We start from the raw sequence: 19,673 nt of genomic DNA, 5'->3' as shown, positions 1-19,673 counted from the left end.
GTGCGCTATCGGGCATTCCACCGTTTGTATCGTTTGATTGTGTTATGCCGGAGAGCGCCTTGTGAATGATGTCCCCCACCGCCCGCAGGTGAAAACCCGTAAAGCGCTGACGCCGCTTCTGGAAATTCGCAACCTGACGAAGTCATTCGACGGGCAACATGCTGTCGATGATGTCAGTCTGACTATCTATAAAGGCGAGATTTTTGCCCTGCTGGGCGCGTCAGGTTGTGGAAAATCGACTCTGCTACGGATGCTGGCAGGTTTTGAACCGCCGAGCAGCGGGCAAATTATGCTCGACGGCGTCGATCTGGCGCATGTTCCGCCGTATCAGCGTCCGATTAATATGATGTTTCAGTCCTATGCGTTGTTTCCGCATATGACGGTAGAGCAGAACATCGCTTTTGGTCTGAAGCAGGACAAACTGCCGAAGGCGGAGATTACCAGCCGCGTCAATGAGATGCTGGGTCTGGTGCACATGCAGGAGTTTGCAAAACGTAAGCCGCATCAGCTTTCCGGCGGTCAGCGCCAGCGCGTGGCCCTGGCGCGCAGCCTGGCGAAACGTCCTAAGCTGCTCTTGTTGGATGAACCGATGGGCGCGCTGGATAAAAAATTACGCGACCGGATGCAGCTTGAAGTGGTGGATATCCTTGAGCGCGTCGGCGTGACCTGCGTCATGGTGACGCACGATCAGGAAGAAGCCATGACGATGGCGGGGCGCATTGCCATCATGAACCGTGGAAAATTTGTGCAAATTGGCGAACCGGAGGAGATTTACGAGCATCCGACGACCCGCTACAGCGCCGAATTTATCGGATCGGTAAATGTTTTTGAGGGCTTACTGAAAGCGCGTGAAGAGGACGGTCTGGTCATTGACGCGCCCGGTTTGGTTCATCCGTTAAAAGTCGATGCAGATGCCTCTGTCGTTGATAATGTGCCGGTATATGTGGCGCTACGTCCGGAAAAAATCATGCTGTGTGAGTCGCCGCCTGCCGATGGCTATAATTTCGCCGTCGGCGAAGTGGCGCATATTGCGTATCTCGGCGATCTGTCTATTTATCATGTGCGGCTAAAAAGCGGGCAGATGATCAGCGCTCAACTGCAGAATGCGCACCGTTACCGGAAAGGGTTACCGACCTGGGGCGATGAAGTGCGTTTGTGCTGGGAAGCGGATAGCTGCGTGGTCCTGACGGTATAAGGGGGAAACATGAGCACACTTGAACCTCCGGCACGCATCAGTAAACCTGGCGGCGCGGCGCTATGGTTGGCGCGAATGCAAATGAAACATGGGCGTAAGCTGGTTATTGCTTTGCCCTATATTTGGCTCATTCTGCTGTTTTTACTGCCGTTTCTTATCGTCTTTAAGATAAGCCTGGCGGAAATGGCGCGGGCGATCCCGCCGTATACCGATCTGCTGGAATGGGCTGACGGTCAGTTGTCGATTACGCTCAACCTCGGCAATTTTTTGCAACTGACCGACGATCCGCTCTATTTCGAAGCCTATCTGCAATCGTTACAAATTGCCGGTGTTTCCACGATCTGCTGCCTGCTGCTGGGCTACCCGCTGGCGTGGGCGGTGGCGCATAGCAAGCCCTCCACGCGCAATATCCTGCTGCTGTTGGTGATCCTGCCCTCGTGGACGTCTTTTTTAATACGCGTCTATGCCTGGATGGGCATTTTGAAAAACAACGGCGTGCTGAACAATGTGTTGCTGTGGCTTGGGGTTATCGATCAGCCGCTGACGATCCTGCACACTAACCTGGCCGTCTATATCGGCATTGTTTATGCGTATCTGCCGTTTATGGTTCTGCCCATTTATACCGCATTGACGCGTATTGATTATTCGCTGGTGGAAGCGTCGCTGGATCTCGGCGCCCGACCGCTGAAAACATTTTTTAGCATCATTGTCCCGCTCACCAAAGGCGGAATCATCGCCGGCTCGATGCTGGTTTTTATCCCGGCGGTGGGCGAGTTCGTGATCCCGGAACTGCTTGGCGGGCCGGACAGTATCATGATTGGTCGCGTCCTGTGGCAGGAGTTTTTCAATAACCGCGACTGGCCGGTTGCTTCTGCGGTCGCCATTATTATGTTGCTGCTGCTGATAGTACCGATCATGTGGTTCCATAAACATCAGCAAAAAAGTGTGGGGGAGCACGGATGAATAACTTACCGGTCGTTCGCTCGCCCTGGCGCATTCTGATTCTGGTGCTGGGGTTTACTTTTCTCTATGCGCCGATGTTAATGTTGGTGATTTACTCGTTTAACAGTTCGAAGCTGGTGACGGTGTGGGCGGGATGGTCGACGCGCTGGTATGGCGAGCTCTTTCGGGATACCGCCATGATGAGCGCAGTGGGACTAAGCCTGACAATTGCCGCCTGCGCGGCGACGATGGCGGTGGTGCTCGGTACTATCGCCGCGGTGGTGATGGTGCGATTTGGACGATTTCGCGGCGCAAACGGCTTTGCGTTTATGATCACCGCGCCGCTGGTGATGCCGGATGTGATTACCGGGCTGTCGCTGCTGCTGCTGTTTGTCGCGCTCGGTCATGCTATCGGCTGGCCCTCCGATCGCGGGATGCTGACCATCTGGTTGGCGCACGTCACGTTCTGTACCACCTACGTGGCAGTGGTGATCGCTTCGCGATTACGCGAACTGGATCGTTCGATTGAAGAGGCGGCGATGGATCTTGGCGCGCCGCCGTTGAAAGTCTTTTTTGTCATTACGTTACCGATGATCATGCCAGCAGTGATCTCGGGCTGGCTGTTGGCCTTTACGCTCTCTCTTGACGATCTGGTGATTGCCAGCTTTGTTTCCGGTCCCGGCGCCACCACGCTACCGATGCTGGTTTTCTCCAGCGTGCGCATGGGTGTGAACCCGGAAATCAACGCGCTGGCGACGTTAATCCTCGGCGTGGTAGGAATCATCGGATTTATTGCCTGGTACCTGATGGCGCGAGCGGAAAAACAGCGGATTCGCGATATCCAGCGTGCAAGACGCGGCTGAAGCCACTAAAATCTTCCACTATGGCAATGCGTTGCCGCGCGGGTCGCGGCATCATTTTCAGGGAAGACATTCATTGGGATTTATAAAGCAATCAACCTCATCACATGCCCGTTTAAATGTGCCTACGCTGGTGCAGGTTGCGGCTATGGCGATTATTTTGATTCGTGGTCTCGATGTGCTGATGATTATGAATACCCTCGGCATACGCGGGATGGGCGAGTTTATTCATCGCAGCGTGCAGACGTGGAGCTTAACCCTGGTCTTTCTGGCCAGCTTAGTGCTGGTCTTTATTGAAATTTATTGTGCGTTTTCGCTGGTGAAAGGCCGTAGCTGGGCGCGCTGGGTGTACCTGGCGACACAAATTATTGTGAGTGGGTATCTGTGGGCGGCGTCGTTAGGCTACGGGTATCCGGAGTTGTTTAGCATCGCGGGAGAATCGAAGCGTGATATCCTGCATTCCCTGGTCATGCAAAAACTCCCCGATCTTTTAATTCTGTTTCTGCTGTTTATTCCCGCTCCCAGCCGTCGGTTCTTCCGGCTGCAATAATGTGTATAATCGTCGCCCCGGATAATATGAAGGTTTTTTGGTATGCAGTGCGCACTCTATGACGCGGGTCGCTGCCGTTCCTGTCAATGGATTACGCAGTCGGTTAACGAACAACTTTCCGCAAAAACAGCCGATTTACATCGTTTGCTCGCCGGGCTGCCTGTTGAACAGTGGTGCGCGCCGATTGGCGGCCCGGAACAGCATTTCCGCAACAAAGCGAAAATGGTCGTGAGCGGTAGTGTAGAAAAACCGCTCTTCGGGATGCTGCATCGCGACGGTACGCCGGTCGATCTTTGCGGTTGCCCGCTGTATCCCGCCTCCTTTGCCCCCGTATTCAGCGCGCTAAAACCTTTTATTGCCCGTGCCGGACTCACGCCTTATAACGTGGCGCGAAAACGCGGCGAACTGAAATACCTGTTGCTGACGGAAAGCCAGTTCGATGGCGGTATGATGCTACGCTTCGTGTTGCGTTCAGAAACCAAACTTACGCAACTGCGCGCGGCGTTACCGTGGCTGCGCGCGCAACTGCCGCAGCTCAGAGTGATCACCGCAAATATCCAGCCGGTACATATGGCGATTATGGAAGGGGAGACGGAAATCTACCTGACGGATCAGCAGGCGCTGGCGGAACGTTTTAACGATGTGCCGCTGTGGATTCGCCCGCAAAGTTTCTTTCAGACCAACCCTACGGTCGCCAGCCGATTATATGCAACGGCGCGCGATTGGGTAGGACAACTGCCGGTACGCCATATGTGGGATCTTTTTTGCGGAGTGGGCGGATTCGGCCTGCACTGCGCGACGCCGCAGATGCAATTAACCGGTATTGAGATCGCGCCGGAGGCGATTGCCTGCGCGAAGCAATCCGCTGCCGAGCTGGGATTGACCCGCCTTCATTTCCAGGCGCTGGATTCCACCCAATTCGCCACCGCACAAGGCGAAACGCCCGACCTGGTATTGGTGAATCCTCCCCGCCGCGGCATTGGCAAGCCGTTGTGCGATTACCTTGCACAAATGGCGCCGCGTTTTATCATTTATTCAAGCTGTAACGCGCAGACGATGGCGCAGGATATTCGTCATCTGCCGAACTACCGTATTCAACGTGTTCAGCTTTTCGATATGTTCCCGCATACCGCGCATTATGAGGTTTTAGCGTTACTGCGCAGGCTGTAGCGCCAAAAGCCAGACATACCAAATATCTATATTAACTATCTAATTATCCATAAATAATAATAACCATGATCGATCGATAAAAAACTCCGATCGATCATGGTTATATATTACCCTATTTTTGCAAATCAAATCACAAATAATCACTTTAAATCTTTTAATGACTAATTTTGATTATTACAGTGCGTGTAAGGCAAAATTAGACAAGGTGGTTTATCGGGTAACTTTCAATAGCATCAGCGAAGCAATACGTAACGTCAGTAAAGGGGTCAATCATGACAACGAATAGGCACGCTTATGGAGGGCGTTCAGACGATGTTTGCCAAATTTATAGATGTTATTCAAACGTTTTTAACTGAACCGGCAATATTAATTGGGATATTAGTCGGTGTTGGCTATGCGCTGGATAAAAAGACGCCTATAAAAATTATCACCGGTATGATCAGCGCGATGGTCGGTTTGATGATGGTGTTATTTGGCGGCTTTCAATTTTCAGCCACTTTTAAACCGGTTGCAGAGGCAGTCAGCAAAGCTTATGGCGTGCATGGATACTTAATGGATTCATACGCCATGAAAGCCGCGACGCAAATAGCGCTGGGCGATAATTTCGGCTATGTAGGATACGTTTTTGTACTGGCGTTTTTTACTAACCTGTTATTAGTTTTATTTGGCCGTTATACCGGCGCAAAAGGTATATTTCTTACCGGTAATACCGGGGTCTCTCATTCACAGGCAGTACTGTGGTTAATCGTCTTCTGGCTGGGGTTCGGTTGGGTACAATCCATTGTAATTGCCGGGGTATTGACCGGGGTCTTTTGGGCGTTTTCAACTACACTTATTGTTAAACCCATCGCCAAAGTGACCAATAACGCCGGTTTTACCATTGCGCATAACCAGATGCTGGGACTGTGGTTTTTCTCGAAATTCGCGCATAAATTCGGCGATCCGGAAAAGCATGACGCCGAAAACCTGAAACTTCCCGGTTGGTTAGCCATTTTTAACCACAACGTGACGGCAATCGCCATTGTGATGACGCTCTTCGTTGGCGGTTTTCTATTGGCGACAGGGATCGATAACGTACAGTTAATGGCGAAAGGCAAACCCTGGTATGTCTATATCATCAATCTGGGCCTGCAATTCTCTATGTATATGGTCATCTTGCTGCAGGGCGTGCGGATGATGGTTGGTGAAATTAACGGTTCGTTTAAAGGATGGCAGGATCGCTTTATTCCTAACGCCATACCGGCTGTGGATGTTGCTGCTTTATTACCTTTTTCGCCTAACGCGGCCACGCTGGGATTCGTCTTTTGTACTTTCGGCACGATTTTTTCCATGGGCATTCTGCTGCTCATCCATAGCCCTATTATGGTACTGCCTGGTTTTGTTCCGCTCTTCTTTTCCGGCGGTCCCATCGGCGTATTAGCCAACCGAATGGGGGGATATCGTTCCGTTATTATTTGTACTTTCCTGTTAGGGATTATTCAGACTTTCGGTACGGTATGGGCCATTCCTTTAACCGGGCTGGCAAAAGAAGGTGTGGGCTGGACGGGAATATTTGACTGGGCGACTCTGTGGCCTGCAATTTGTGAATTACTGAAATTTATTGCTTCAACGTTCCATCTTGGTCCTTATTCCATTTAATTGATTCGGTTTATATAAAGGATTTTATTATGAAAGATTCTGTAAATATTTTATTCGTATGCGGTTATGGTGTAGGCAGTAGCGTAATGTTACAGACTGTTGTTAAAAAAGCGTTAGCAAAATATGACTTCTCTTTTGATATGGAGCATACGGCAGCGGGAGAGGTCGGTGGATTTACCGACTGGGCAGATATTTATGCGATTTCGAAAAAATTGCTTGATGTTGTTAGCCTCGATCCTAAACACGGACAATATCTCATTCCCATTGAAAATATCATGGATGGCGAATCAATAGGCAAACAGATTTACGATGTGGTAGAGAAAAATTTTCCGCACCTGCTCAACAAATGAGGGTGAGTCATGAAAGCGATTATTCTGCTGTTTGACAGTCTGAATAAAAACTATTTGCCGCCCTATGGTGATTTGCTAACGAAAGCGCCTAACTTTCAACGCCTGGCGGCACATGCCGCCACCTTTGACAATAGTTATGTCGGCAGTATGCCCTGTATGCCAGCCCGTCGGGAACTGCACACCGGGCGCTATAATTTCCTGCATCGTGAGTGGGGCCCGCTGGAACCCTTTGATGATTCCATGCCGGAATTATTGAAAAAAGCGGGGATCTACACCCATCTTATCAGCGATCATCTGCATTACTGGGAAGACGGCGGCGGTAACTACCATAACCGCTATAGCTCCTGGGACGTAGTACGCGGTCAGGAGGGCGATCACTGGAAGGCGAGCGTTGGCGAGCCGCCCATTCCGGAAGTACTGCGCGTTCCACAAAAACAAACCGGAGGCGGCGTTTCCGGGCTATGGCGTCATGACTGGGCGAACCGCGAATACATCCAGCAGGAAGCCGATTTTCCCCAGACGAAAGTTTTTGACGCCGGGTGCGATTTTATCCATAAAAATCATGCCGAAGATAACTGGTTATTGCAGGTTGAGACGTTCGATCCGCATGAGCCGTTTTATACCACCGAGGAATATTTATCGCTCTATGACGATGAGTGGCAAGGCCCGCATTATGACTGGCCGCGCGGCAAAGTCAGTGAAAGCGAGGAGGCGATAGCGCATATTCGCTGTCGTTATCGGGCCCTGGTTTCCATGTGCGACCGCAATCTGGGACGTATCCTTGATCTGATGGATGAACACGATCTCTGGCGCGATACGATGCTGATTGTCGGTACCGATCACGGCTTCTTGCTGGGGGAGCACGGTTGGTGGGCTAAAAATCAAATGCCCTATTATAACGAGGTGGCGAATAACCCGCTGTTTATCTGGGACCCGCGCAGCGCGGTATGCGGAGCGCGACGGCAGTCGCTGGTGCAGATGATTGACTGGGCGCCAACGCTACTGGATTATTTTCAGCAACCTATTCCCGCAGATATGCAGGGCCAACCGCTGGCGAAAGTCATTGCCAGTGATGAACCCGTCAGGGAAGGCGCGCTGTTTGGCGTGTTTAGCGGACATGTTAATGTTACCGACGGACGCTATGTTTATATGCGGGCCGCGCAGCCGGGGCGTGAGCATGACATTGCGAACTACACGTTAATGCCGATCAAGATGAATGCGCGTTATGACGTGGATGAACTGGGAAAATTATCTCTGGCGCCTCCGTTTAACTTTACTAAAGGGCTTCAGGTATTACGTATTCCGGCCAGGGAAAAATATAAAGGTGTAAATAGCTTTGGTCATCTCTTATTTGATCTCAGAGACGATCCGCAGCAGCAACATCCTATTCATGATGAGGCCATCGAAGCAAGGATGATCAACTTACTTATCCGTTTGATGAAAGAAAATGATGCTCCGGCGGAGCAGTATCGCCGTCTGGGTCTGGATGTTGTCTAAAAACGTAACAATGTTGTAAGCCGGGTACGCGTCAGCGTCACCCGGCAAGTATTAGTCCGAATCGCCTGTTGATGCAGGCGTTTGAGACTGATGACAAACTGTAGAATGCTCAATGGCGCTGCGCTTATCAGGCCAGGATAGTTTCCGATGGCGGCCCGTGGGCTGAATAAGGTATTTATACTGCCATTTCGCAACACGGTGGGCTAATCACATACGTCTTACTGCGGGAACCACTGATCGCTGATTTTCTGATAAGTGCCGTCCGCTTTAATGGCGGCCAGCGCATTATTCAGTTTTTCCAGCAACGCCTTATTGTCCGGGCGCACCGCGATGCCAAGTCCGGTACCGAAGTATTGCGGATCGGTCACTTTCTCTGTTGCCGGACCCAGTTGCGGATTCGTTTTCAGCCACTCATTGACCACTGCGGTATCGCCAAAGACGCCGTCAATACGGCCATTTTTCAGGTCGATAATCGCATTCTGGTAGCTGTCGTAGGCCACGGTTTTGACCTCCGGATGTTTATCCTGGAGATATTTTTGATGCGTGGTGCCATTTTCCATACCGATACGCTTACCTTTTAGATCGGTAAAGGTTTTATAGGTGTCTTTTTTAGCAATCACCAGCGCGGAGTTCGCATAATAGGGATTGCTAAAGGCGACCTGCTTACTGCGCTCCGGGGTAATGTCCATTCCGGAAATGACGGCATCATATTTTCTGAATTTCAGCGCCGGGATAAGACTATCGAAAGCATGATTGGTAAAAGTACATTCTGCCTGCATTTGCTTGCATAATGCGGTTGCCAGATCGATATCGAAGCCCACAATTTTATTACTCGCATCCAGGGATTCAAACGGGGGATAGGTGGCGGAAACCCCGAAATTGATTTTTTCAGCGGCGATGCTGCCAGTGGCGAAAGAGGCGAGTAATGCAGCCAGAACTAACTTTTTCATGATGTCACTCCCGTAATCTTATGATTATGCGCCGTGTCTGCGGCATAGATTTACAATGCCATCAATTGAATTTGTATGCAATAAAAATGAGTAAATATTTTGAAATGGATAAAAAAAGACGGACAGGTTAACCACTTGCCCGTCGGGTTTATTCAATATTATGCATCGTAGGCTTGATAAGCGCAGCGCCATCTGACCATTGTCGAACGGCGGCGAGAATGCCTTATTCTGCCGGGTTAATTGCGCCGCTCAAACGCCAGAGCTTTACGCTCAATCAAACGCATCATCAGCGTCAATAGACCGTTGACGACCAGGTAAATTACGCCTGCCGCGCCAAATACCACCACATCGTAGGTACGACCATAGAGCAACTGACTGTACCCCATGACTTCCATCAAGGTGATGGTATAGGCCAGCGAGGTACTTTTGAAGACCAGTACCACCTCATTAGAATAGGAGGAGAGGGCGCGTTTAAACGCATAGGGCAACAAAATCGCCAGCGTATCTTTCTTACTCATCCCCAGCGCGCCGCAGGACTGCCACTGACCTTCCGGAATCGCGCGAATCGCGCCATAAAATAGCTGCGTGGTGTAAGCGGCGCTGTTTAGCGACAACGCGATCAGTGCGCACAGCCACGGTTCAGACAGTAGATGCCAGAGTAGCGGATACTCTTGCAGTGTCGGGAATTGACCGGGTCCGTAGTAGATCAGGAAAATTTGCACCAACAACGGCGTACCGGTAAACAACGTGATATAGCCGCGTACCAGCCACACCACGAACGGCGTTTTTAGCGTCAGGATAATGGTAAAAACTAACGCCAGCACCAAAGCGACGGCAATAGAAGCCACGGTCAGCGTCAGGCTGGTGTGTAGCCCTTTTAGCAGTTCAGGTAAGTACTCAAGCATTAGTCCGGCCTCCGCTCAAAACGTGTCGCGCGCAGGTCTATGCGTTTGAGAATGTACTGACTGATCAGCGTAATGACCAGGTAAATAGCCGCCGCAATAATGTACCAGTTAAACGGTTCCTGGGTGCGTGTGGCAATACTTTTGGTCTGCAACATCAGATCGTTAACGCTGATAAGGCTGACCAGAGCCGTATCTTTTAGCAACACCAGCCACTGATTACCCAGCCCTGGCAGGGCGTGACGCCACATCTGCGGCATCACCAGACGGAAAAAAATCGCCGTCTTTGATAATCCCAGTGCCTGACCCGACTCCCACTGACCAGACGGAACGGCTTTCAGCGCGCCGCGTAGCGTCTGCGACGCATAGGCCGCATACAGCAGGGACAACGCAATCACGCCGCACAGGAACGGACTGACGTCAAAGTTCTCAATCTCCATTTGCACCGGGATCTGCGTAAAGCCGAGATGGAGGGTAAACCCGTCAGACAGCGTAAGCAGGAGTTGCGAGGAGCCGAAATAGATAAACAGCACCACCAGAATTTCCGGCAGGCCGCGCAAAATAGTGACCAGCGCGGAGCCTATCCAGGCAATCGGGCGCCATTTTACGGACTCCCAGACGGCAAAGAACATGGCTAACGCGAGGCCAATGATCAGCGCACAGACGGCAAGGCCGACGGTCATCCCGGCGGCGCTTGCTAAAGGAAAAAATTCGTTCATCAAAGATTACTTCTGGAACCATTTGTTATAGATGGTCTCGTAAGTCCCATCTTTCTTCACTTTTTCCAGCGCAGTATTGAATTTCTGCTGCAGCTCGGTGTTGCCCTGACGTACCGCGATACCCAGGCCGGTGCCGAAATAATCTTTATCGGTGACTTTATCGCCGACCGGCGCCAGCTTAGGATTGGCTTTCAGCCATTCGGTCACGACCGCCGTGTCGCCGAAAACAGCGTCGATACGGCCATTTTGTAGATCCAGCTTCGCGTTCTGATAGCTGTCATACGGTACGGTGGTGATTTCCGGATGCTTATCCATGATGAATTTCTGGTGCGTCGTACCGTTCTGTACGCCGACTTTCTTGCCTTTCAGTTGATCAACGCTGGTGTATTTGCCCTGCTGACCCACGAACAGCGCGGAGTTGTCGTAATATGGCGTGGTAAACAGCACCTGCTTTTCACGTTCCGGCGTGATATCCATTCCCGCCATTACAGCGTCGAAACGGCGGAATTTCAGGCTGGGGATCAGGCTGTCGAACGCCTGATTGGTAAAGGTACAGGAGGCGTCGATCTCTTTACATAGCGCGTTGGCCAGGTCGACGTCAAAGCCGACAATCTTGTTATTAGCATCCATCGATTCGAACGGCGGATAGGACGCTTCGGTCGCAAAACGAATGGTCTGGGCTGCTGTAGCGGAAAGGCTAAAGCCTGCAATTAGCGCGGCAATCAGAACTTTTTTCATTGTCATTGTCCCGAATCTTAGTGAGAGAGATAGTTTTTGAACGCTTCGGTCTGAGGGTGGGCAAAGCAACCCGCATCACCGTGCTCGACGATGTGACCATTTTCCATATAAATCACACGACTGGCGGTCTTACGCGCCACTTCGACTTCATGCGTAACGATCACCTGAGTAATGTTCGTTTCCGCCAGCTCATGAATAATGCTGACGATTTGAGCGGTAATTTCCGGGTCCAGCGCGGCGGTCGGTTCATCAAACAGCAGCACCTGCGGCTCCATCATCAGCGCGCGGGCAATCGCGACGCGCTGCTGCTGACCGCCGGAAAGGTGCAACGGATAACGATCGCTATATGGCTTCAGACGTAGACGCTCCAGCAGCTTTTCTGCGCGCGCCAGCGCCTGATCTTTTGTCAGACCCAGTACGCGGCAGGGCGCTTCAATCAGATTCTGCACAACGGTGAGATGCGGCCAAAGATTATATTGCTGAAAGACCATTCCGACATTTTGACGTAGCTCACGAATCGCCTTATCGGACGGCGTTTTCGTAAAGTCAAAATGGTTCCCGGCGATAGTCAGAGTGCCGGAGCGCGGCATCTCAAGCAGATTGAGTACACGCAGCAGCGAACTTTTACCCGCCCCGCTTGGGCCAAGCAACACCAGCGTTTCGCCTTCGGGGCAATCCAGCGTGATATCGAAAAGCGCCTGATGCGCGCCGTAAAAGCAATTAATGCCGTTTAATTGAATACTCATTGACACTCGTATACAGGCAGTCTGATAGCTATTGAAGCCGCAGATAGTACCTTTCGCAGAATAGTTATGCAATATTTATGCGTTAAAAGTTAAATATATCCCACATTCTTCCCTAAACATAGCACAAAATAGCAGGAGGAATAGTAGGTAAGAAGAATTGTCGGCATCCCGGGCAGAATGCCAGACAATTTACGGGGTTATGGGTGCAAAAGCGGGGGAATACTGTCTGTTAACGGTTTTCTATTGACTGGCGCAGCGTACCGGCAGGGGCATGGACATCTCCGCCCAGATAGCGAACGTCGTCAATCACCCAGCATGAGCCTTCGTGAATCATAAGCACTTCATCCTGCCAGCTTTGATCGCCCTGTTTTAACGCTACCCGCAGAGGAATGTTGCGCGCATCTCGGTTCGGAATGGTTGATGCGCTGGCGACGTTGGCGCTATCCGGCAGCGTAGCGCGGCTGGAGAACAGATCGCCGCTCATCAACTGGCGGTGCTCCGTATCGCGGCTGGCGTCGGTCAACAATTTCGCCAGGTTATCACTCAAGTAGGGGCGAAGCGCGGCGATATCATTGCTGTGGTGTTGAATACGGTAGTCGTAAAATTGTTGAGCCACGCTGTCCGGGCCGCCTTCCACACACGCGCCGATACGCGGGCCATTATCTTTGTAGGCGGGAGTGACGGTCGTACAGGCGCTAAGCAGAAGCGCGCACGGGATGAGCAAAGAGAGTTTAGAATAGCGCATGATGATTTCCTTATAGGCGATCGAGCAAAAACCGATCTACGATAATCAATTATATCCTTTCAATGATAGCGTATCAGCTTGATAATGCGTTTGAGATCGTGTGCTTAGCTAACCCGGGAGATTCACTATGCAGTTTTCAACAACCCCAACGCTGGAAGGACAAAGCATCGTGGAGTATTGCGGTGTGGTGACGGGCGAAGCCATTTTAGGCGCCAATATTTTCCGCGATTTTTTCGCCGGCATTCGGGATATCGTCGGCGGACGTTCCGGCGCGTATGAGAAAGAGCTGCGTAAAGCGCGTGAAATCGCTTTTCAGGAACTTGGCGAGCAGGCTAAAGCGTTGGGCGCCGATGCGGTGGTAGGCATCGATATTGATTACGAAACTGTCGGCAAGGATGGCAGTATGCTGATGGTCAGCGTCAGCGGAACGGCGGTGAAAACGCGCCGATGAGAGCGCTACTGTGGCTGGTGGGTCTCGCGTTGCTGTTAACAGGCTGCGCGAGCGAAAAAGGAATTATCGATAAAGAGGGATATCAGCTTGATACCCGACATCGGGCGCAGGCGGCCTATCCGCGCATTAAAGTCCTGGTGATTCACTATACGGCGGAAAACTTTGACGTTTCGCTGGCGACGTTAACGGGTCGCAACGTCAGTTCGCATTACCTGATTCCCGCAACCCCGCCATTATATGGCGGTAAACCGCGCATCTGGCAACTGGTGCCGGAACAGGATCAGGCCTGGCATGCGGGCGTCAGTTTCTGGCGAGGCGCCACGCGTCTCAATGATACGTCTATTGGCATTGAGCTGGAAAATCGCGGTTGGCGAATGTCCGGCGGGGTGAAATCTTTCGCGCCGTTTGAATCCGCGCAAATTCAGGCATTGATTCCGTTAGCGAAGGATATTATCGCGCGCTATAACATCAAACCGCAGAATGTGGTGGCCCATGCGGATATCGCGCCGCAGCGTAAAGACGATCCCGGCCCGCGCTTCCCGTGGCGCGAGCTGGCGGCGCAGGGGATTGGCGCCTGGCCTGACGCCCAGCGTGTGGCGTTTTATCTGGCTGGACGCGCGCCGTATACGCCAGTCGATACCGCAACGGTGCTTGCGTTACTCTCGCGCTATGGCTATGAAGTCAAAGCCGATATGACGGCGCGCGAGCAGCAGCGGGTGATTATGGCGTTCCAGATGCACTTCCGTCCGGCGCAATGGAACGGTATCGCAGATGCCGAAACGCAGGCGATTGCCGAAGCATTACTGGAGAAGTACGGCCAGGATTAACGCGGTAAATTTCCGTGATCGCGCAGCCAGGCGGCGGTGCGCTCAATGCCTTCGTCCAGCGTGACGATGGGCTGGTAGCCCAGCTCGTCCTGCGCGCGAGTCGTATCGAGCGTAAAATCAAAATTCAGTTTTGACACGCCGTAATGCGTTAGCGGGGGCTCTTTGGCGGATTTTTTGCCGAAGCGCTCCATACTGCGGGCGATCATATCCAGCATTGGGTAAGGCACAGAGCGAATGCGGCAGTCGATAGTCAGTTCATCAATTAACTTTTGTACGATGCTGCGTAAGGTGCGGTTTTCGCCGTTAGTGATGTTATAAGCGCGGCCAGAAGGCAGATGATCGCAGCCCGGCTGGCTGGCCAGCCACATGGCGTGGATCGCATTTTCATAGTAGGTCATATCGACCAGCGCGCTGCCCCCGTGCGGTAATAAGACGCTACCGTAATGGTGCATCATATGCGCCAGACGTGGGATAAATACTTTATCGTGCGGGCCAAACAGGCTTTGTGGACGCAATACCGTAAAACGTGTTTGCGGATTGGCCTGCGCCAACAGATTAATCACCTCTTCGCCGGCGGCTTTACTGCGGGCGAACTCATTGGCAAACCGATGCGGGCGGAAATCTTCTTTGATATCACGGTGATGGTGGTAATCAAAATAGAGCGAGGGAGAGGAGATATGAATAAAATTGCGCACGCCCCAGGCGACCGCCCATTCTCCCAGACGGCGGGTGGCGCGAACATTCGCCAGATCGAAAGCCTGTTGGGTTCCCCAGGGCGAGGTAAAGCTGGAGCAGTGCCACAACGTGTCGATCCCGGCGAGCATCACTTTAGCCTGCGAGGAGACCAGTTCGGTTAAATCCGCATGGACGAATTCCGCGCCCATTTTTTCAAGCAGCTTGCCCATCGCTTCATTGCGACCCGTCGCTCTGACGCTGATGCCTTTATTGCGCAAAAATTCAACCGCGTTTCGACCTAAGCCGCTGGTGGCGCCGGTAACCAGTACCTTCATATCAATCCACTGTGTTTAATAAACCGTCGTGCGCATTCTTCCGTGAATTACGTCGGTATGCAATGGGAAACACGAAAGAATACAGCAACTTTTTCTCATTTTTCTGTGATTTGTTCTGCAAGTCGGGCAATACGCCTTGCCATTCCCCGGAAAATAAACAGGTGCGCCGGGATCATCAGTAGCCAGTAAATCAGGCCCGGCATTCCGTGTGGATGCCACCAGGCGCGCACGTCAATTTCGCGGTAGCGGCCTTTATCGTGCAGCGTGAAGCTAAGCCGCCCCAGGCCCGGCGCTTTCATGCCAAACAAGAGCGTGAGCTGTTTTTCTGGTTCGACAATGATCACTTTCCAGCTATCTACCGTATCGCCAGGCTTGAGCAAGGTATGCGACGGGCGGCCTTTCGCCAGTTTATGCCCCACCAGACGGTCCATCGCGGCGCGCGTCTGCCACAAAATATTGCCGAAAAAATAGCCCTCTTTGCCACCCAGCCGATTTATGACCTGCCATAGCGCCGATAGGCTGGCCGGGGTCTGCGCGGTAAAGCCCGCCTGCTTTGGAAAATAGCCGTATTCGGGACGCCAGCGGGCGAAGGCCAGCGCGTCGTAGCCCCAGTCGCTGGAGTTCACCAGTTTTTCTTCTTCTTTCAGCGTGCGGCGAACGGCGTCATCAAAGGTGATAAGCGTTTGGGGGATCAACTTTTTTAACGCGGCGTCATCGGCCAGCAAATCGTGCCTTAATCCCTGGATTAACGCTTTTGCGGTAGTTGGCGGCACGGAGGTAATGACGTTTAAAAACCAGACCGAAATCCAGCGGGTCGGAAAAGGCACCGGGATCAGCGGACGCCGTTTACCGCTGACGGCCATAAAACGTTCAAACTGCTGCTGATAACTTAATACCTGCGGCCCGGCGGCTTCCAGAATACGATGCTCGCGAGCAGGGTGGTCCAGTAAGCCGACCAGGTAGTAGAGTAAATTTTCCAGAGCGATGGGCGTGGTGCGCGAACGCACCCAGCGCGGCGGCGTGAGTATTGGCAGGTTGTAAACCATGTCGCGCATGACTTCGAAGGCGGCGGAGCCTGCGCCGACGATGATCCCGGCGCGTAATTCCGTCACCGGTACGCCTGCGTCGCGCAGCGTGTCAGCCGTAAGCTGGCGGGCGCGCAGGTGATCGGATTGCTCATGCGCCGGTGCCTGCAGTGAACTGAGGAAAATAAGTTGTTTAACCGGCGTCTGGCGCAGCGCGTCGCGCACGTTGAGCGCCGCCTGACGCTCATGGGCGATAAAATCGCCGCCTTCGCCCATGCCGTGTACCAGATAGTAAACGGTATCAATGTCGCGAAGCAGCGCGGGTAAATTTTCCGGCCAGTGCAGATCGACCTTATGACAACTGACGTTGGCGAGGCGCTGTTTTTCCAGACGTTCCACGCGCCGCGCCGCCGCCCGCACCTGATGTCCTTGCTGACTTAGCGCAAAGACCAGGTGCTGGCCGATATAGCCGCTGGCGCCGAGAACCAGAATGCGTTGCGCCACGTTGCTCTCCTTAGCGGGCTAAAAAGGCGCGCCAGTGGGCGACGACGTCGGTAAGCTGTTCGCGAGAGACATCCAGATGCGTCACCAGACGCACAATCGGCGCGGCGTTAATCAGGATATTCCGTTCCCGCAAATAGTCGCCAAGCGCGGCGGCCTGTGCTTCGCCAACGCGAACAAACAGCATATTCGTTTCGTGGCGCATGACCTCCGCGCCCGCTTCCCGAAGCTGCTGCGCCAGCCAGGCGGCGTTATCATGATCCTCTTGCAGACGCGCCACGTTATGCTTCAGCGCATACAGTCCGGCCGCTGCCAGAATCCCGGCCTGACGCATTCCGCCGCCGACCATTTTACGCCAGCGCGTCGCGCGTTTAATGTAATCGCGGTTGCCGACCAGCAGTGAACCGACCGGCGTTCCGAGACCTTTTGACAGGCAGATGGTAAAAGAGTCGCAATACTGCGTAATCTCTTTTAACTCACAGCCGTAGGCAACCACCGCGTTAAAAATTCGGGCGCCGTCAACGTGCAGCGCCAGTCCACGTTCGCGGGTAAATGTCCAGGCGTCTTTCAGATACGCGCGCGGCAGCACTTTCCCGTTATGCGTATTTTCCAGACTGAGCAAGCGCGTGCGCGCGAAGTGGATGTCATCCGCTTTAATCTTCGCCGCCACGTTCTCCAGCGGCAGCGTACCGTCCGCGGCGGCGTCGATGGGCTGCGGCTGAATGCTGCCGAGCACCGCCGCGCCGCCAGCTTCATAGAGATAATTATGCGCGCCCTGACCAACGATATACTCTTCGCCGCGTTCACAATGGCTAAGCAGCGCGACCAGATTGGCCTGGGTGCCGGTGGGTAAAAAAAGCGCCGCTTCTTTACCGGAAAGGTCGGCGGCGTAGCGCTGAAGGGCGTTAACGGTAGGGTCATCGCCGTATACGTCGTCCCCGACCGGAGCGGTCATCATCGCCTCGAGCATGGCACGGCTCGGTCGGGTAACGGTATCACTGCGTAAATCAATCATGGCACATCCCTGGATTTTAAAAGGTGATGTGCACTGTTTTACCTTAGCCAGTTCGTTTTCGCCAGTTCGATCACTTCATCGCCGCGGCCGCTAATAATGGCGCGCAGCATGTACAGGCTAAAGCCTTTCGCTTGTTCCAGTTTGATCTGCGGCGGGATCGCCAGCTCTTCTTTTGCCACGACCACGTCAACCAGTACCGGGCCGTCAATGGAAAACGCGCGCTGTAGCGCTCCGTCCACGTCTGCGGCTTTTTCCACGCGAATACCGGTAATGCCGCAGGCTTCGGCGATACGCGCGAAATTGGTGTCGTGCAGTTCGGTACCGTCGGTAAGGTAGCCGCCAGCTTTCATTTCCATCGCCACAAAGCCCAGCACGCTGTTATTAAAGACGACGATTTTTATCGGCAGCTTCATCTGTACCACCGAGAGAAAATCGCCCATCAGCATACTGAAGCCGCCATCACCGCACATCGCGATAACCTGCCGACCCGGCGCGGTGGCCTGAGCGCCGAGCGCCTGCGGCATGGCGTTGGCCATTGACCCGTGGTTAAACGAACCCAGCAGGCGGCGCTTGCCGTTCATTTTTAGATAGCGGGCCGCCCAGACGGTCGGCGTGCCGACATCGCAGGTAAAAATAGCGTCGTCAGCGGCGAAATGGCTAATTTGTTGCGCCAGATATTGTGGATGGATGGCTTTGTCGCTGAGTTTGGCTAAGTCATCAAGTCCCTTACGGGCGTCCCGATAGTGCTCCAGAGCTTTATCGAGGAATTTACGATTGCTTTTTTCTTCCACCAGCGGCAGCAGGGCGCGAAGCGTGGCTTTAATATCGCCCACCAGCGCCATGTCGACTTTGCTGTGCGCGCCAATACTGCCCGGGTTGATGTCAATCTGAATGATTTTGGCATCGCTCGGATAAAAGGCGCGGTAGGGGAACTGGGTGCCGAGCAGGATCAGCGTATCGGCGTTCATCATGGTGTGGAAGCCAGAAGAGAAGCCAATCAGGCCGGTCATTCCCACATCATAAGGGTTATCGTACTCAACGTGCTCTTTGCCGCGCAGGGCATGAACGATTGGCGCTTTTAGTTTTGCCGCCAACGCGACCAACTCCTCATGCGCGCCCGCGCAGCCGCTACCGCACATCAATGCGATATTGCTGGAGTAGCGCAGCAGTTGCGCCAGTTTTTTCAGCTCTTCCTCCGCCGGCGTGACGACGGGGTGCGGGGCATGGTACCAATGGGTGACGGCGTTTTCAGGCGCGGGTTTCAGCGCCACGTCACCCGGAAGTACGACCACGGAGACGCCGCGATTTAGCACCGCTTTGCGCATGGCGATGGCGAGTACCTGCGGGATCTGCTCCGGGCTGGAAACCAACTCGCAATAGTGGCTGCATTCACGAAACAACTCCTGCGGGTGGGTCTCCTGGAAATAACCGCTGCCGATTTCACTGGACGGAATATGGGCGGCGATCGCCAGAACAGGGACGTGGTTACGGTGGCAATCAAACAGGCCATTGATCAGGTGCAGGTTGCCCGGTCCACATGAACCGGCGCACACTGCCAGCTCGCCGGTAAGCTGCGCTTGTGCGCCGGCGGCGAAAGCGGCGACCTCTTCGTGGCGGGTTGGCATCCATTCAATGGTTCCCATACGATTAAGACTATCGCTCAGGCCGTTCAGGGAGTCGCCAGTGACGCCCCAGATTTGTTTTACGCCAGCCTGTTCCAGCGTTTTGGCGATAAAAGCAGCAACGGTTTGTTTCATGGTTCTCCATCTCCTTAAATGTGATAACGGTTACAAGTTTAGTTGAAGATGACGATGACGTTTTTCTTTGGCGGAGAGAGGGGCG

The 19,673-nt window shown here is 53.1% G+C and carries 20 protein-coding genes; 10 read left to right on the top strand and 10 right to left on the bottom strand.

The annotated features are described in order from the left end of the window. The first annotated feature begins 61 nt into the window (after positions 1 to 61). The 8 genes from potG to ACLJNW_RS06870 all read left to right on the top strand — a co-directional run bounded on the left by potG (position 62) and on the right by ACLJNW_RS06870 (position 8,202). Complete coding sequence (gene potG / locus ACLJNW_RS06905; protein WP_001000698.1) at positions 62 to 1,195, top strand: putrescine ABC transporter ATP-binding subunit PotG; 1,134 nt, start codon at positions 62 to 64, stop codon at positions 1,193 to 1,195. A gap of 9 nt (positions 1,196 to 1,204) precedes the next feature. Next, positions 1,205 to 2,158 (top strand): putrescine ABC transporter permease PotH, encoded by a 954-nt coding sequence (potH, locus tag ACLJNW_RS06900; protein ID WP_001813011.1) that lies wholly within the window; start codon positions 1,205 to 1,207, stop codon positions 2,156 to 2,158. Further along, a complete protein-coding gene (gene potI / locus ACLJNW_RS06895) occupies positions 2,155 to 3,000 on the top strand; it encodes a putrescine ABC transporter permease PotI (protein WP_024154767.1) in 846 nt (281 codons plus the stop codon). Before potH ends, potI begins: the two co-directional genes overlap by 4 nt. 73 nt (positions 3,001 to 3,073) lie before the next feature. Beyond that, entirely contained in the window at positions 3,074 to 3,547 is a 474-nt protein-coding gene (locus ACLJNW_RS06890) for a YbjO family protein (protein ID WP_001668047.1), read from the top strand. Positions 3,548 to 3,589: 42 nt separating this feature from the next. Next, a complete protein-coding gene (gene rlmC, locus ACLJNW_RS06885; protein WP_001149775.1) occupies positions 3,590 to 4,717 on the top strand; it encodes a 23S rRNA (uracil(747)-C(5))-methyltransferase RlmC in 1,128 nt (375 codons plus the stop codon). 294 nt (positions 4,718 to 5,011) lie between these two features. Further along, positions 5,012 to 6,355, top strand: a complete 1,344-nt coding sequence (locus ACLJNW_RS06880) for a PTS sugar transporter subunit IIC (protein WP_024154766.1) — start codon at positions 5,012 to 5,014, stop codon at positions 6,353 to 6,355. 29 nt (positions 6,356 to 6,384) lie between these two features. Continuing rightward, complete coding sequence (locus tag ACLJNW_RS06875) at positions 6,385 to 6,705, top strand: PTS sugar transporter subunit IIB (RefSeq protein ID WP_000655399.1); 321 nt, start codon at positions 6,385 to 6,387, stop codon at positions 6,703 to 6,705. A gap of 9 nt (positions 6,706 to 6,714) precedes the next feature. After that, positions 6,715 to 8,202 carry a sulfatase gene (locus ACLJNW_RS06870; RefSeq protein ID WP_000644020.1) on the top strand — a complete coding sequence of 496 codons (1,488 nt, stop codon included), beginning with the start codon at positions 6,715 to 6,717 and terminating at the stop codon, positions 8,200 to 8,202. Between the two features lie 218 nt (positions 8,203 to 8,420). Here ACLJNW_RS06870 and artJ read toward each other — a convergent pair whose 3' ends face one another. From artJ to ACLJNW_RS06840, 6 genes are all read right to left on the bottom strand, one after another. Next, complete coding sequence (gene artJ, locus ACLJNW_RS06865) at positions 8,421 to 9,152, bottom strand: arginine ABC transporter substrate-binding protein ArtJ (RefSeq protein ID WP_000737538.1); 732 nt, start codon at positions 9,150 to 9,152, stop codon at positions 8,421 to 8,423. A 236-nt stretch (positions 9,153 to 9,388) separates the two neighbouring features. Continuing rightward, positions 9,389 to 10,057, bottom strand: coding sequence for an arginine ABC transporter permease ArtM (gene artM, locus ACLJNW_RS06860; protein WP_000895396.1), 669 nt, complete (start codon positions 10,055 to 10,057; stop codon positions 9,389 to 9,391). Further along, positions 10,057 to 10,773 carry an arginine ABC transporter permease ArtQ gene (artQ, locus tag ACLJNW_RS06855; protein WP_001001677.1) on the bottom strand — a complete coding sequence of 239 codons (717 nt, stop codon included), beginning with the start codon at positions 10,771 to 10,773 and terminating at the stop codon, positions 10,057 to 10,059. Before artQ ends, artM begins: the two co-directional genes overlap by 1 nt. A 6-nt stretch (positions 10,774 to 10,779) precedes the next feature. Then, a complete protein-coding gene (gene artI, locus ACLJNW_RS06850) occupies positions 10,780 to 11,511 on the bottom strand; it encodes an arginine ABC transporter substrate-binding protein ArtI (RefSeq protein WP_000756586.1) in 732 nt (243 codons plus the stop codon). A 17-nt stretch (positions 11,512 to 11,528) separates the two neighbouring features. Next, positions 11,529 to 12,257, bottom strand: a complete 729-nt coding sequence (artP, locus tag ACLJNW_RS06845; protein WP_000027186.1) for an arginine ABC transporter ATP-binding protein ArtP — start codon at positions 12,255 to 12,257, stop codon at positions 11,529 to 11,531. A gap of 229 nt (positions 12,258 to 12,486) precedes the next feature. Further along, complete coding sequence (locus ACLJNW_RS06840) at positions 12,487 to 13,002, bottom strand: lipoprotein (protein ID WP_001270724.1); 516 nt, start codon at positions 13,000 to 13,002, stop codon at positions 12,487 to 12,489. Positions 13,003 to 13,129: 127 nt separating this feature from the next. Between ACLJNW_RS06840 and ACLJNW_RS06835 the strand changes: the two genes are divergently transcribed. Together ACLJNW_RS06835 and ACLJNW_RS06830 are read left to right on the top strand one after the other, a co-directional pair. Next, positions 13,130 to 13,453 carry a heavy metal-binding domain-containing protein gene (locus ACLJNW_RS06835; RefSeq protein ID WP_001160725.1) on the top strand — a complete coding sequence of 108 codons (324 nt, stop codon included), beginning with the start codon at positions 13,130 to 13,132 and terminating at the stop codon, positions 13,451 to 13,453. After that, the gene (locus ACLJNW_RS06830) at positions 13,450 to 14,280 is read left to right on the top strand and encodes an N-acetylmuramoyl-L-alanine amidase (RefSeq protein WP_023203679.1); all 831 of its coding nucleotides are present in this window, start codon (positions 13,450 to 13,452) and stop codon (positions 14,278 to 14,280) included. The genes ACLJNW_RS06835 and ACLJNW_RS06830 overlap by 4 nt, the downstream gene beginning before the upstream one ends. On the opposite strand, the gene ACLJNW_RS06825 is transcribed toward ACLJNW_RS06830, so the two are convergent. The 4 genes from ACLJNW_RS06825 to poxB form a co-directional block, all read right to left on the bottom strand. Continuing rightward, positions 14,277 to 15,290 (bottom strand): NAD-dependent epimerase/dehydratase family protein, encoded by a 1,014-nt coding sequence (locus tag ACLJNW_RS06825; protein ID WP_000866904.1) that lies wholly within the window; start codon positions 15,288 to 15,290, stop codon positions 14,277 to 14,279. The genes ACLJNW_RS06830 and ACLJNW_RS06825 overlap by 4 nt on opposite strands. Positions 15,291 to 15,385: 95 nt before the next feature. Further along, a complete protein-coding gene (locus ACLJNW_RS06820) occupies positions 15,386 to 16,819 on the bottom strand; it encodes an SDR family oxidoreductase (RefSeq protein WP_024154765.1) in 1,434 nt (477 codons plus the stop codon). A 10-nt stretch (positions 16,820 to 16,829) separates the two neighbouring features. After that, on the bottom strand, positions 16,830 to 17,831 hold the full coding sequence (gene ltaE / locus ACLJNW_RS06815; protein WP_000566422.1) for a low-specificity L-threonine aldolase: 1,002 nt from the start codon (positions 17,829 to 17,831) through the stop codon (positions 16,830 to 16,832). 38 nt (positions 17,832 to 17,869) lie between these two features. Beyond that, a complete protein-coding gene (poxB, locus tag ACLJNW_RS06810; protein ID WP_000815309.1) occupies positions 17,870 to 19,588 on the bottom strand; it encodes a ubiquinone-dependent pyruvate dehydrogenase in 1,719 nt (572 codons plus the stop codon). Positions 19,589 to 19,673 lie beyond the last annotated feature (85 nt).

Origin of the sequence: Salmonella sp. SAL4457 (assembly GCF_046548235.1) — a bacterium.
GTDB classification, from domain to species: domain Bacteria; phylum Pseudomonadota; class Gammaproteobacteria; order Enterobacterales; family Enterobacteriaceae; genus Salmonella; species Salmonella enterica.
Note: the sequence above shows the minus strand (reverse complement) of the source record. Positions and strands in the feature narration are given on the sequence as shown.

Excerpts from the sequence above, each read along its gene's own strand:
- potH (WP_001813011.1), top strand. The coding sequence starts at position 1,205 with ATGAGCACACTTGAACCTCCGGCACGCATCAGTAAACCTGGCGGCGCG.
- potI (WP_024154767.1), top strand. The coding sequence starts at position 2,155 with ATGAATAACTTACCGGTCGTTCGCTCGCCCTGGCGCATTCTGATTCTG.
- rlmC (WP_001149775.1), top strand. The coding sequence starts at position 3,590 with ATGCAGTGCGCACTCTATGACGCGGGTCGCTGCCGTTCCTGTCAATGG.
- ACLJNW_RS06880 (WP_024154766.1), top strand. The coding sequence starts at position 5,012 with ATGGAGGGCGTTCAGACGATGTTTGCCAAATTTATAGATGTTATTCAA.
- ACLJNW_RS06875 (WP_000655399.1), top strand. The coding sequence starts at position 6,385 with ATGAAAGATTCTGTAAATATTTTATTCGTATGCGGTTATGGTGTAGGC.
- ACLJNW_RS06870 (WP_000644020.1), top strand. The coding sequence starts at position 6,715 with ATGAAAGCGATTATTCTGCTGTTTGACAGTCTGAATAAAAACTATTTG.
- artJ (WP_000737538.1), bottom strand. The coding sequence starts at position 9,152 with ATGAAAAAGTTAGTTCTGGCTGCATTACTCGCCTCTTTCGCCACTGGC.
- artM (WP_000895396.1), bottom strand. The coding sequence starts at position 10,057 with ATGCTTGAGTACTTACCTGAACTGCTAAAAGGGCTACACACCAGCCTG.
- artQ (WP_001001677.1), bottom strand. The coding sequence starts at position 10,773 with ATGAACGAATTTTTTCCTTTAGCAAGCGCCGCCGGGATGACCGTCGGC.
- artI (WP_000756586.1), bottom strand. The coding sequence starts at position 11,511 with ATGAAAAAAGTTCTGATTGCCGCGCTAATTGCAGGCTTTAGCCTTTCC.
- artP (WP_000027186.1), bottom strand. The coding sequence starts at position 12,257 with ATGAGTATTCAATTAAACGGCATTAATTGCTTTTACGGCGCGCATCAG.
- ACLJNW_RS06840 (WP_001270724.1), bottom strand. The coding sequence starts at position 13,002 with ATGCGCTATTCTAAACTCTCTTTGCTCATCCCGTGCGCGCTTCTGCTT.
- ACLJNW_RS06835 (WP_001160725.1), top strand. The coding sequence starts at position 13,130 with ATGCAGTTTTCAACAACCCCAACGCTGGAAGGACAAAGCATCGTGGAG.
- ACLJNW_RS06830 (WP_023203679.1), top strand. The coding sequence starts at position 13,450 with ATGAGAGCGCTACTGTGGCTGGTGGGTCTCGCGTTGCTGTTAACAGGC.
- ACLJNW_RS06825 (WP_000866904.1), bottom strand. The coding sequence starts at position 15,290 with ATGAAGGTACTGGTTACCGGCGCCACCAGCGGCTTAGGTCGAAACGCG.
- ltaE (WP_000566422.1), bottom strand. The coding sequence starts at position 17,831 with ATGATTGATTTACGCAGTGATACCGTTACCCGACCGAGCCGTGCCATG.
- poxB (WP_000815309.1), bottom strand. The coding sequence starts at position 19,588 with ATGAAACAAACCGTTGCTGCTTTTATCGCCAAAACGCTGGAACAGGCT.